11 protein-coding genes and 1 pseudogene are annotated in these 12,770 nt (G+C 66.7%); all 12 read left to right on the plus strand.

Annotated features, from left to right (window positions below; translation table 11 throughout):
* Positions 1–80 precede the first annotated feature (80 nt).
* The 12 genes and pseudogenes from EVS81_RS12610 (at position 81) to EVS81_RS12675 (ending at position 12,708) form a co-directional block, all read left to right on the plus strand.
* The gene (locus tag EVS81_RS12610) at positions 81–692 is read left to right on the plus strand and encodes a TlpA family protein disulfide reductase (protein WP_338034606.1); all 612 of its coding nucleotides are present in this window, start codon (positions 81–83) and stop codon (positions 690–692) included.
* The gene (locus EVS81_RS12615; protein WP_130110690.1) at positions 689–1,453 is read left to right on the plus strand and encodes a cytochrome c biogenesis CcdA family protein; all 765 of its coding nucleotides are present in this window, start codon (positions 689–691) and stop codon (positions 1,451–1,453) included. Before EVS81_RS12610 ends, EVS81_RS12615 begins: the two co-directional genes overlap by 4 nt.
* Positions 1,434–3,155, plus strand: a complete 1,722-nt coding sequence (gene resB / locus EVS81_RS12620) for a cytochrome c biogenesis protein ResB (RefSeq protein WP_130110691.1) — start codon at positions 1,434–1,436, stop codon at positions 3,153–3,155. The genes EVS81_RS12615 and resB overlap by 20 nt, the downstream gene beginning before the upstream one ends.
* Positions 3,152–3,895 carry a DsbA family protein gene (locus EVS81_RS12625; RefSeq protein ID WP_130110692.1) on the plus strand — a complete coding sequence of 248 codons (744 nt, stop codon included), beginning with the start codon at positions 3,152–3,154 and terminating at the stop codon, positions 3,893–3,895. Before resB ends, EVS81_RS12625 begins: the two co-directional genes overlap by 4 nt.
* A 2-nt stretch (positions 3,896–3,897) precedes the next feature.
* The gene (gene ccsB, locus EVS81_RS12630; protein ID WP_130110693.1) at positions 3,898–4,905 is read left to right on the plus strand and encodes a c-type cytochrome biogenesis protein CcsB; all 1,008 of its coding nucleotides are present in this window, start codon (positions 3,898–3,900) and stop codon (positions 4,903–4,905) included.
* 49 nt (positions 4,906–4,954) lie between these two features.
* The gene (gene lnt / locus EVS81_RS12635) at positions 4,955–6,568 is read left to right on the plus strand and encodes an apolipoprotein N-acyltransferase (protein WP_130110694.1); all 1,614 of its coding nucleotides are present in this window, start codon (positions 4,955–4,957) and stop codon (positions 6,566–6,568) included.
* A 36-nt stretch (positions 6,569–6,604) separates the two neighbouring features.
* Positions 6,605–7,252, plus strand: a complete 648-nt coding sequence (locus tag EVS81_RS12640) for a signal peptidase II (protein WP_130110695.1) — start codon at positions 6,605–6,607, stop codon at positions 7,250–7,252.
* Positions 7,249–7,581 (plus strand): DUF6804 family protein, encoded by a 333-nt coding sequence (locus EVS81_RS12645; protein WP_130110696.1) that lies wholly within the window; start codon positions 7,249–7,251, stop codon positions 7,579–7,581. The genes EVS81_RS12640 and EVS81_RS12645 overlap by 4 nt, the downstream gene beginning before the upstream one ends.
* A gap of 86 nt (positions 7,582–7,667) precedes the next feature.
* Complete coding sequence (locus tag EVS81_RS12650) at positions 7,668–8,834, plus strand: peptidoglycan DD-metalloendopeptidase family protein (RefSeq protein ID WP_130110697.1); 1,167 nt, start codon at positions 7,668–7,670, stop codon at positions 8,832–8,834.
* 522 nt (positions 8,835–9,356) lie between these two features.
* A complete protein-coding gene (locus EVS81_RS12655; protein ID WP_130110698.1) occupies positions 9,357–10,286 on the plus strand; it encodes an SURF1 family cytochrome oxidase biogenesis protein in 930 nt (309 codons plus the stop codon).
* Between the two features lie 346 nt (positions 10,287–10,632).
* Positions 10,633–11,241: a DUF5134 domain-containing protein gene (locus EVS81_RS12665; protein ID WP_130110700.1), complete on the plus strand. Its 609-nt coding sequence runs from the start codon at positions 10,633–10,635 to the stop codon at positions 11,239–11,241.
* Positions 11,242–11,271: 30 nt separating this feature from the next.
* Positions 11,272–12,708: pseudogene (locus tag EVS81_RS12675) on the plus strand (PepSY-associated TM helix domain-containing protein).
* Positions 12,709–12,770: the final 62 nt, after the last annotated feature.

Consider the following 12,770-nt stretch of genomic DNA (forward strand, 5'->3'; position numbering starts at 1 on the left):
GCTGCCCTTTGGGGCAGGAACGGGCCGGCGTGTCCGCCGTGCCCGCGACCGCGTGTTGAGGATTGAGGAGAACCGAGAACTTGAGGACGTCTAGACCGGCGTACCTGCTGTTGACCGCACTCGTGGCCACCGCCGCGATCAGTACGGGGCTAATCGGCTGCACCGCCGCCGAGCCACTGTCGGAACGGTACCAGCAGGGCAGCGAACGAAGCGGCACCTCCGACGGCCGCATCGTTGAGATCCCTATCGATGAGCGCGGAGCCGCGGTGAGCTTCAGCGGAACAACCGAGTACGGCGATCCCGTCTCGAGCGACGACTACGCCGGGCAGGTGTACGTCGTGAACTTCTGGTACGCCGCCTGCGGCCCCTGCATCATCGAAGCCCCCATGCTCGAGGAAGTCTGGCAGAGCTACCAAGACGAGGGAGTCGCCTTCCTCGGCGTGAACATCTACGATCAGCCGGCGACCGCCGTCGCCTTCGCCGAAGAGAACGGCATCACCTACCCGAGCGTGATCGACGTGAACGACGGCCGGATCAAGCAAGCCTTCGCCGGCGTCACCCCGATCCAAGCCACCCCCACCACGCTCGTGCTCGACCGTGAGGGACGGGTCGCCGCCCGCATCATCGGGCAACTCGAATCGGCTTCCATCCTCGACACGCTCGTGGCCGACGCGCTTGCGGAGACACGATGAACCCGAGCGATCTCGTCTTCGACGGTGCGCTCTGGGTGGGCGTGCTCATCGCCGTACTCGCCGGCTTCGTCTCCTTCGCCTCACCGTGCGTGCTGCCGCTCGTGCCCGGCTACTTCGGCTACCTCGGCTCCGCCGTCGCGCCTGTGGAGCACCGCGCGGGAGCCGCTGACAGCAGCACCGCTCAACGCCGTCGATTGCTCCTCGGCGTGCTCTTGTTCATCACCGGGTTCTCCGTCGTGTTCGTCACCGTCACCGTGCTCGGAGGCGTCTTCGGCCAGGTCTTCCTCTCCTATGCTGACATCGCCACCCGCATCCTCGGCGTCGTGGTGATCGTCATGGGCCTTGCCTTTGTCGGCGTCTTTCGCAAGATGCAGCGCACCGTCCGCCCCCGCTTCCGTTCACGCTTAGGACTCGCCGGAGCCCCACTGCTCGGTCTCGCGCTCGGCATCGGCTGGACGCCGTGCATCGGGCCGACGCTCGCCGCGATCATCTCCGTCTCGTGGAACCTCGGCGACCCCGTCCGTGCGGGGCTGCTTGGCGTTGCCTACTCGCTCGGCCTCGGCATCCCCTTCCTGCTGCTCGCTCTCGGGCTCGGCTGGGCGACCCGCTCGATGTCGTTCCTGCGCCGCCACATCCGCACCATCAACATCGCCGGCGGGACCGTGCTCGTGCTGCTCGGCCTGCTCATGGTGACGGGGCTCTGGACACGCCTCATGTCCTCCCTGCAGGGGGTGATGGCGAATGTCCAACTCCCGCTCTGACAACGACACCCTCCCCGCACGCCCGAGCGACCACATCGACTCCGTCGAGCGCACACCCGGTACCGGCGGCCTCGGATGGCGGGGCTGGCTCCGGTGGGGGTGGCGGCAGCTCACCAGCATGCGCACCGCGCTCATGCTGCTCCTATTCATGGCGGTCGCCGCGATCCCCGGATCGCTGTTCCCGCAACGCCAGGCCGATCCCAACGGCGTCGTCAAGTACTACGACGACAATCCGGAGCTCGCCTCGGCACTCGACACAATGCAGCTGTTCGACGTCTACAGCTCCGCCTGGTTCTCAGCCATCTACCTGCTGCTGTTCGTCTCCCTCATTGGCTGCATCATCCCCCGGATCAAGCACCACGCGAACGCGCTGCGCGCGAAAGCCCCGAGAACGCCGGCACGCCTCCAACGCATGGCCGCGCATTTCACCCATGAGCTACATCTCGTAGTCGACGACACCTCAGAAGCCGACATCGAGCAGGCCGTCGCAATCGCCGAGCACGAGCTGCGCCGCCGCGGATACCGCACCGCCAGATACGACAGCGCGAAGGTCTGGTCCGTCTCCGCCGAACGCGGGTACCTGCGAGAAACCGGCAACCTCGTGTTCCACTCGGCGCTCGTCGGGATCCTCGTCACTGTGCTCCTGAGCACCGGCCTCAACTACACCGGCGACCGGGTCATCGTGCAAGGCACCACCTTCGTGAACACCGAGAGCGCCTACTCGTCGTTCTCGCCGGGACGCTACTTCGACCGAACCTCCCTGACCCCGTACGCGCTGAGCCTCGACGGCTTCGACGTCGAGTACGTCGACCCGGGTCGGCCGGGTGCGGGGCAGGCGGGCAGCTTCGCCGCCCACCTCTCCATCCGCGAGCCCGGCGACGACGACAGCCGGGCCGAGACGGTGCGGGTGAACGCGCCGATCGAGGTGAACGGCGACCGCATCTACCTTCTCGGCAACGGCTACGCGCCGATGATTACGATCCGCAACGCCGCCGGCGACATCGTCTACCAAGAGCCGCAGCCGTTCCTCCCGCAGGACTCCGCGATGACCTCGCTCGGTGTGATCAAAGTCCCGGACGGTCTACCCGAGCAGGTTGGACTCATCGGCTTCCTCTACCCGACGCAGAGCACACTGGAAAGTGGCGCCTACTACTCGGTGTTTCCCGACCTCATCAACCCGCTGATGACGTTCAACGTCTTCACCGGCGACCTCGGCATCGACGACGGCACGCCGCGCTCCGTGTATCAGCTCGACACCCAGTCCATGACCCAGCTCACCGGCGGCGACACCGGGGTCGACTCGATCGAGCTCGCCCCCGGCCAGACCGCCGACCTCCCCAACGGGATGGGCACCATCACCTTCGAGGACCTCACCGTCACCGAGGGCGCCGAGGAACCAGTGAAACGCTTCGTCTCCCTGCAGATCCAGCGCGATACCGGAGCCACCTGGGTGCTCATCTTCTCCATCCTTGCCACCGTGGGCCTCGTCACCGGGCTCCTCGTGCCTCGCCGCCGACTGTGGGTGAAAGCCACCTTCACTGAACCCGTCGTCGGCGAACGCAAGGTCAGGATCGAGTACGCGGGCCTCGCCCGTGGCGAGGATCCCGGCCTCGTCCGGGCTGTCGAGCAGTTCCGGGACAGCCACCTGTCAGCCATCGCCGAACAACTACCGCCGCCACACTTCAAGAAGGGAACCCCATGACCCGGCCCCCGCACACCGTGCAGAAACCGAACAAGAAGATGAGCACCTCGCAGAAGACGGCGCTCATTGCGATCCCAGCCGTGCTGCTCGTCGCGCTCATTGTCATCCTCATCTCGGTGCTCAACCGGCCCGAGGTCCAGGCGCCGAGCGATGCGTCGAACGGCGGCGAAACGGGAGGAGGGGGAACCCCCTCCCAGAGCGAGGTGCCGCTGGTGCAGGAGAACTCGCACGTCCTCGACGACGCCGGCGAGGGTGCACCGGTGCTCGTCGAGTTCCTCGACTTCGAGTGCGAGGCCTGCGGCGCCGTCTACCCGGTGATCGAGGAGATCCGGAAGCAGTACGACGGTCAGATCACCTACGTCGCCCGGTACTTCATCACCAACCACACTAACTCGATGAACGCCGCCCTCGCCGTTGAGGCCGCGTCGCAGCAGGGCAAGTTCGAGGAGATGTACCAGAAGCTCTTCGAATCCCAGCCCGAATGGGCGGAGCAGCAGACCTCCCAGGCCGACAAGATCCGCAGCTACGCCGAGGAACTCGGGCTCGACATGGCGGCCTTCGACCAGGCCGTCGCCGATCCAGCAACCCAGGCCCGGGTCGAAGAAGATCACAACGCCGGCATGGCGCTCGGCGTCCGCGGCACCCCGACGTTCTTCCTGAACGGCGAACTGTTCCAACCCCAAACGGTCACCGACATCACCGACGCGCTCGACGCAGCGATCGCGGAGAGTAAGGAGTAGCCATGGATTTGCAGCTGCAGGCCACGCTCGACGAGTTCTCCGTGATCGCCGTCTGGTCGGCGATCACGGTCTACGTCCTCGCGTTCCTGGCCTTCGCCTACGATCTGTCGCAGCGCGCCTCGGCGGCACCCGTCAAGCAGCGAGAGGCGGTCCTCGTCGGGGCGGCCGGAGGCCCGGCGTCCGTGCCGCAGAGCAGCGGAGAGGAGGAGAGCCTCCGGGTGCCCGGTGCGGAACGGTCGCGCCGCTACTGGGCGCGCCTGGGCATCGCCTTCACCGGGCTGGGGTTCCTGCTCCACCTGGCCGCCACCGTCGCCCGCGGGATCGCAGCCGAGCGGGTGCCGTGGGCGAATATGTACGAGTTCGCCCTCATCGGCACTCTGCTGATCGTCGCCGTCTACCTCGTCGCACTGCGCTGGTATGACCTCCGGTTCCTCGGGGTCTTCATCGTTGGCATGGTGGTGTTCTTCCTCGGCGGCTCGACGATCTCCTTCTATGTCGAAGTGACCCCGCTGATGGATCCGCTCAAGAGCATCTGGCTCATCATCCACGTCTTCGTCGCGTCGCTCGCCACGGCGCTGCTCGCGATCGCGGCAGGACTCTCGGTCATGCAGCTGCTGCAGGCGCGCCGCGAACGGATCAAGGCCGCCGGTGGCGACGAGGTGGCCCCGGACCGCGGCTACCTGCGCACGCTGCCGAGCGCCGAGGCGCTCGAAACGCTCGCCTACCGCTTCGCGATCCTCGGCTTCATCTTCTGGACATTCACCCTCATCGCCGGGGCGATCTGGGCGAACGAGTCCTGGGGCCGCTACTGGGGCTTCGACGTCAAAGAGGTCTGGACGTTCGTGATCTGGGTGATCTACGCCGGCTACATCCACGCCCGCGCCACCCGCGGCTGGCGGGGGACGAAGTCCGCATGGCTGTCGCTCATCGGCTTCGCCACGGTGATCTTCAACTTCACCATCGTCAACCTCTACTTCCAGGGCCTGCACGCCTACTCCGGCGTCAGCTGAGTCGCCCCACGACCACACCCGAGATGCGAGCACCAGGAAGGAAGCCGCGATGACGACCACGGAGACACGACCGCCTCGCGACGACCCCGCCGCGTCCCGCGCGGCGGCACCGCGCACCGCGCAGACGTCGCGCAGCTCAGCGGTCGTGCGCGGCCTGCCGTGGGGCGCAGCGATCCCGGTCGCCGCCCTCTCGGGCCTGCTGCTCGACCTCGCGTTCCCCAGCCTCGGCTGGTGGCCGCTCGCCTTCCTGAGCATCGCCGGCGGCCTGTGGACGCTCGGGGGCCGCAGCATCGGGGGAGTGTTCGCCGTGGGACTGGCCTACGGCGCCGCGTTCACCTTCACGCACCTCATGTGGGTCGTGCAGTTCCTCGGCCCGATCCCATGGATCGCGCTCGCCGGGTTCGAAGCGCTGCTCTTCGCGCTCGGTGCGATCCCGATCGCCCTCGCCTACCGCTGGGCCGCAACCAGTCCGCACCGCGCGGTACGGACCCTGCTGCTTCCCGCGCTCATCGCGGCGCTGTGGACCGCGCGCGAGCTCGTCCTTGGCTCCTGGCCTTACGGCGGGTTCCCCTGGGGCCGGATCGGCATGTCGCAAGCCAACGGCCCCTTCGCCGAGGTCGCCTCCTGGGTCGGAGTGACCGGCCTCACCTTCCTCATCGTCTGGTTCTGCGCCAGCGTCGTCGGCTGGACCACTCGGCCCGCACCACGGAAGCTCACCGGGCTGCTCCCGGCCGCGGTGATCCTCGCCCTGCTCTTCGTGCCGGCGTTCCCCACGACCGCGGCCGGCAGCCTCCGCATCGGCTGGGTGCAGGGCGACGGGCCCGCCGGCTACTTCGACGCGCGCGGCCCGGGCGACGTGCTCGCCGCCCAGCGGCAGGCGAGCGAGACGATCCTCGGCGAGCCGATGGATCTGCTCGTGTGGCCCGAGGGCGGCGTCGACTCCGATCCGTTCAGGACGCCGGGGACCGCCCGCACCCTCGATGAGCTCGTGGAACAGGCAGGTGCGCCGCTGCTCATGAACGCGGCCACCGCGCGCGACGAGCACACCTACAACACCTCGATGCTCTGGGAGGGCGGCGGCGCCGAACAGCTGCACGACAAGGTGAATCCGGTGCCCTTCGGCGAGTATGTGCCCGACCGGTGGTTCTACGAACTTATCGTGCCCGACCTCGTCGGCCTCATCCAGCGCGAATACACACCCGGCACGAACCCGCCGCTCGTCGCCGTCGACGGCATCCAGGTCGGGCTCGCGATCTGCTTCGATGTGATCTACGACTCGGTGATCTGGGACGGGGCACGCGGAGGGGCGCAGTTCTACGCCTTCCAGACCAACAACGCCGACTTCCGGGGCACCGACGAGAACCTGCAGCAGCTCGAGTTCGCGCGCATGCGCGCCATCGAAACCGGTCGAGCCGTCGTGAACGTGTCGACCGTGGGCACCAGCCAGGTCATCGCCCCCGATGGCACCGTGATCGCCGGCGCCCCCGCCAACACACCTGCCGCCGCCGTCACCTCCGTGCCGCTGCGCACAGGGCTCACCCCGGCCGTCCTCGTCGGCCCGATCCTCACCCTGATCATCCCGATCGCCGCGATCGGCGGGCTCCTCACCCTGCGTCTGCTGCAGCGGCGATGGAACCGCCTGTCCACCCCCCACCCCTGTTGAGGTCGCGGACGCGACCGAATCCCCACTGAAAGCATCATGACCCACGAACTCCCGCAGGATCCACCCGTCGATGAGGGCGCACGGCCCGCAGCGCGGCCCACGGGCCGCCGCCCCGCCCGCAGGCTGCTGTTTGCCTACAGCTGCGCCATCGCGGCATTGACGATCGCCATCGACGTGATCAGCAAGCAGCTCGCCCTCCACTCCCTCGACACCGAAACCCGCATCCCTCTGCTCGGCGATCTGCTCGGACTGCAGCTCGCCTTCAACACCGGGGCCGCATTCTCGATCGGCTCCCAGCTCACCCCCTTCATCACGCTGCTCGGGATCGTCGCCTCCGTGCTCCTCGTCAGGGCGGCGCTGCGCACGAAGCGCCGGATCTACGCCGCGGCAGTCGGACTGATCCTCGGCGGTGCCATTGGCAACCTCGTCGACCGTATCTTCGCCCCGCCCGGGTTCGGCAGCGGCGCCGTCACCGATTTCCTCGCCTACGGCGAGCTGTTCATCGGCAACCTCGCCGACGTCGCGATCGGTGCCGGCATCGTGCTCTATCTGTTCGGCGCCTGGCGCATCCGTGCAAGCTCCCGCACATCGCCCGCAACCGCCGACGGTTCAGCGGCAGCCACGGCGCCAGAGGAACCGAACCCAGATACCGCGACAGCCCGGCTGGAGAGGACGCACCCATGACGCAGAGGCAGCAGGCCCCGTCCTACCAGCGCAACGCGCTCCTCCCCGGTTTCATCGCACTCGCCACGCTCATCGTCGCCGTCGCCTTCGTCGGCAGCGACTGGTTCACGGTCTTCCGTTTCGTGGTCTCGATTCTTGCGCTCATCGTCGCCTGGTTCGCCGTCCAGGCACGCCACTGGTGGTGGGTGCCCGTATTCGTCGCGATCGCGGTGCTCTGGAACCCCGTGTATCCGTTCCCGTTCAGTGGCATCTTCTGGATCCTTGCCCAACCGATCGCCGGCAGCACGTTTCTGCTCGCCGGAATCCTCATCAGGAAGCCACGCACCTGACCACAGCCCGGATCGCACCGGGTTTCAGCCCCAGGGAGAGAGACCATATGAGACACACGAAGTCCAGCCGCATCAGGCGCATCTCCGTGAGCCTTGTCGTCGGAGGCGCCATGGTGGCGCTGGTGTTCAGCAGTCCCGGCGGCAGCGGCACCGCCGCGCATGCGGTGGACCTGCCCACCTGGGACGACGTCCAGGCCGCGAAGCAGAACGAGGCGACGGCGGCGGCGAAGGTGCAGGAGATCGAGCAGCTCATCGCGCAGAGCGAAGCCGAGCTGGAACGCCTCCGCACGGCGACCGAGACCGCCAACGCCAAATGGCAGGAAGCCGAAACCGCCGCAGAAGAGGCGGCGCAGCGGGCACAGGAACTCGAAACCGAAGCGAGCGCGAGCCGGGAGGAGGCCAGAGAGGCCTCCGATCAAGCGAGCGACATCATCTCCCAGCTCTACCGCTCCGGAGGCGTCGACCACAGCACGGAAGTGTTCTTCCAGGCCGACGCTGAAACCACCGATGCCCTGTTGAATCGGCTCGCCATGATGGAACGCGCCACGCAACGCAACTCCACGATGGCTGAACGCGCCCAGCTCGCATTGAACACGGCCGCGTCGCTCGGCGAACAGGCCGAGGTGGCGCAGGAGGCACGCGACCAGCTCGCCAGCGAGGCCGAGGCAATGGCGCAGACCGCAGCGGAGAACCTCGACGACCAGCGTGTGCAGTTCCTCGAACAGGAGGCCCAGCAGCAGGAATTGCAAGCGCAGCTCGCGGCGCTCAAGGATGCGACCACCACAACGGTTTCCGGTTACGAGGAGCGCCTCCGGATCGAGGAAGAGCAGCGCCGGAACCAGCAGGCCGCGGGCGGCGGCGGTGGCGGCGGTGGCACACCCGGGGGGAGCGGCTGGTACCAGCCCGTGCCGATCTCCTGGATCTCCACCTACTTCCGCCAGCCGTGGAGCCACACGGGACTCGACCTCCCCGCCGGCTGCGGCACGCCGATCGTGGCCCCCGCATCCGGAACGGTCGTCGTCGCCGGCTGGGTCGACAACTTCGGCGGATACATGACGTACCTCAATCAGGACAACGGCTATCAGACCCGTTTCGCCCACCAGATCGGCACCCCGCCCGTGTCCTACAGCCAATGGGTCCCCGCCGGAGCAGTGATCGGGTACGTCGGCAACACCGGCATGAGCTTCGGCTGCCACGTCCACTATGAAGTGCTCTCCGGCGCTGCATTCGTCGACCCCACTCCATTCATCTAGCACCATGACGCCGCACCTCATGAGACCAGAGCACGACGTGGCGCCAGCACAGCCTTTCAACCCCGAGAAGAGGAGGAGAAACCCGCTCTTTAGGCATTCCGCACTCGGCGACCGTGTCCACTACATGTGTTCTGCCGACCGGATCGGGCGGACACAGCCGGTACTCCGAGCAGGATCCGCCGCCGTGATCATCGGCAGCGAAGGAATGACCTTTAGTGCGATCCAGCTGCTATGGGCCCTCAGCAATGTGAGCGTGCTCGCCACCGCCTCACAGCTCGTTACAACGACAGGGTGCACGATCAACGTCGCCAACTCCTCCCGGGTGCGTCGACTGATCGAGAGGGGAACGGCCTCCAGAGACTTTCAGGCTCGAAGATCCTCCTCAACCGTCGCCACGACAACTACGACGCCCCGGGGTGTGTCAGGAAGGGAACAGGTGTACTCGCTGCAATCACACGCAGCCGCGTCAAGCGACTGCGTGTGCGACGCCGTTTCGGTGTATTCGAGCCCAGTTCTAGCTCCATGACGATGCAAGTACCCGCCCCCGAGCATGATCCCACCTCGATCGAACATCAGCCCAGTCGCCGGGCTCGCGGGGCACGACCGGGCTGGTCGTTCCTGCGCTCACGCCGGTGGCTCGGCTACTACGGACTCTTCGTCGTCTTCTCCGTCGTGTGTGTCTGGCTCGCCGACTGGCAGTTCGATCGCCGAAGCGACGCCCGAGCGGAGATCAACCGCATCGAACAGAACTACAACGCACCCGCGGTCCCGATCGCGACCGCGGTCCCCGACCCTGCAAGCTTCGACGAGGATGCGCTGAAATGGCAGACCGCCACCGTGCGCGGAGAATATGTGGGCGATCCCTTCCTCGCCCGCAACCGTCCCGGTCCCGAGGGGGTCGGCTCCCAGCTCCTCCAACCCCTGCGCACCGAGGAGGGGCTCTTGTTCTTCGTGGATCGCGGCTGGGTATCCGTGAACGGCAACGAGGCCAACGCCAGCGACACCTGGCTCGCAAGCGCCCCGGCGGCCCCGAGCGGGCCGGTCGAAGTCGAAGTCCGACTCCGGGCGAGCGAACCACAACTCGCCGGCCGCCTCTCCCAGGGGAGAACCGTCGCGAGCATCAACCTGCCCGAGCTCGCCCGGGTCGGCGGCTTCGACGCCGCCTACACCGGAGCCTATGGGATGCTCGTTCGCGAATCGCCCGAAACAGCAACCGGCCTGCTCCCCGACCCACCGGAGCGAGACGAGGGGCCGCATCTGTCATATGCGCTGCAGTGGTATGTGTTCATCGTCATCGCCGCCTTCGGCGTCGTTTACGCCGCCCGGCAGGAACACCGAGGGCTGAACGCGGGCAGCGAGGCCGTGCTCCGGCAGCAACAGCGTGCTGAGGCGCGCAAGGCGCGTCGCGGCACGACCGATGCCGAAGAGGAAGACGCCTACCTCGCAGGGTAGAACCCGAGACCCCGGGCGTCCTGGCCGAGGCGCCGTCCCGCTGCAGGTCGATGAAAGGAGCTGAGGTGGATCTTGCCGTCTGGATCACGCAGTTGCTTCTCATGTCTGCCCTGATCGCTGTTATTGCCGCTGCCGGGGCACCTCCGCGAGACGGACGAGAGAGCCCGTCGGCGCGAGAGGAGTTCGATGATCTTGTCTACCGGTTGCGCGGTTTCGCCACCAGGCTGAAGAGCCGATGGCAGCGGTGCGGCACACGGAAGAAACGTCCCCCACGCCGCTGACGGACGCCCGAGATACAACGGGGAGCGGAGTTGCCGCTATCTACTACAAGTTGTAGATTTACTCTGTGCTTGCTGCTCCCTGGGACTGGATCCTGACTGTCCTGTTCGCGTCGACGGGTGTCTACTGCCTCTGGCATCTTTCCGCTTCGTGGGATCGCTCTACCAGCAGGCCTGATCGTGCGGTCGATGTGTTGCATACGGTCATGAGCGTGTCGATGATCGCAATGATCTGGTTCCCGACGGGCTCGGTCGGCACCTGGGTGCAGATTGTGGCGTTCGGGGTGGTGAGCCTCGTGATTGCAGGATACGCGAGCGCGAAGGCAGTCCCTGCAGGTGTGCGTGTTGATCTCGGCATTCATGTGCTGCTAGCGGGGGCGATGGTGTGGATGCTTGCGGCTATGCCTCTCATGATGAGTGGAATCCCGGCGCCAGGTGCTGGCGGTGGCGGACACGACGGGCACGGTGCGACGTCCGTGCCCGATGCAGCGGCCGTGAGCGCGGAAGCACCGGCATGGGTGTTGCTGGTGACCTGGGCTCTGGTCGTGCTCTGTGTCATCGCGATGGGCTGGTGGGTATACCGATTCTCCCGTGAACGGACGCACCGCTCGCATGTGATGTGTCATATCGGTATGGCCCTCGGCATGGGGGTCATGCTGGCCCTCATGATCAGCTGATTCTGCTCTTATTTCCCCAGGAAGGTGCGCATGACCACTCCGCAGACAGACCGTGCCGATGAGCGGTCGACCGACGATTCGAGACGGGCGCTCCCGCGAGCACGATGGTGGCGAGACGGCTTCCGGCCGCTGCTTGCACGTCTGCACTTCTTCATCGGCGTATTCGTGGGCCCGTTCATCTTGATTGCCGCAGTCACCGGGCTCATGTACGCCGCGACCCCCGCAATCGAGCAGATCGTGTACCGGGACACGCTCACAGTCGCACCATCCGGACCACCTCTTCCGCTTGCGCAACAGGTGAGCGCAGCCCAAGAAGCCTAAGTCGACGGCACCCTCATCGAGGTGCGCCCGGCCACCAACCCAGATGACGTCACCCGCGTCACCTTCTCGACCAAATCCGATCCCGCTGACCGAGACCTTACCGTGTTCATCAACCCATACAGTGGTGAGGTAACGAACACGCTGCCAACCTTCGGTGAGTGGTTGCCCGTACGCTCGTGGTTCGACGACCTGCACCGGACGCTGTTCCTCGGTGATGTCGGAAGGCTCTACAGCGAGCTCGCGGCGAGCTGGCTGTGGGTACTCGCCGCGTCCGGCCTCAGCATCTGGGTGTTCCGCAGAGTCCGCAAAGGCAGGCGGCGGACTCTGGTCATCCCCACGCGCGAGGCAAAGGGGCGCGGGCGGTTGATGGGATGGCACGGTGCGCTCGGCGTGTGGCTCGCACTCGGCATGCTCTTCCTCTCGGCCACCGGCCTGACCTGGTCTCAGTATGCCGGAACGAACGTCGGGAACCTTCGAGAAGCACTCGACTGGACCACCCCGTCCGCCGCAGCAGCGCTCCCTGAGAACACCGAGGTTCCCGAGATTGCGGAGCAGGAGCTTCCGGCGGCTCTCGAACGCGCCGCGGAGAGCGCCCGCGACGAGGGACTCGACGGGATCATCAAGATCGTGCCCGCCGAGAGCGGTGAGGCATGGACGGTGTCCCAGGCGCAACGCAGCTGGCCCGAGAAGCAGGACTCCATTTCGGTAAACCCGGCCACCGGGGAAGTGTTATCCCGAGTCGACTTCGCCGACTGGCCGCTCGCGGCGAAGCTCGCCCGCTGGGGAGTCGACGCGCACATGGGCCTGCTCTTCGGTGCTGCCAACCAGATCGTGCTGGGGGCGCTCGCAATCGGGATCATCTTCATGATCCTCTGGGGATACAGGATGTGGTGGCTGCGACGCCCAACTACGCGTGCCGCGCGTTCGAGCTACCTGCGTCCACCCGGCGCTGGGCGGACGCCCACCCGCGTCGCGATCTTCGTGATCGCTCTCCTCGGTGTCGGAGCTGACCTATTCGCGCCCGCACTCGGTGGCTCGCTCATCCTGTTCCTCGCCGTCGATCTCGCCCTCGGTGCTTTCATAAGGCGACGAGCCTCCCGTCCGGATAGCACGGAGCGAAAGCACCGCTCCACCTCAGTACGGTGACTGCTCAACGCTGCGATGGTTGACACCACCCCTAAGCAGCAGATCGAGCCGTGTGACGTTGA

The organism is Leucobacter triazinivorans (assembly GCF_004208635.1).
Lineage (GTDB): Bacteria > Actinomycetota > Actinomycetes > Actinomycetales > Microbacteriaceae > Leucobacter > Leucobacter triazinivorans.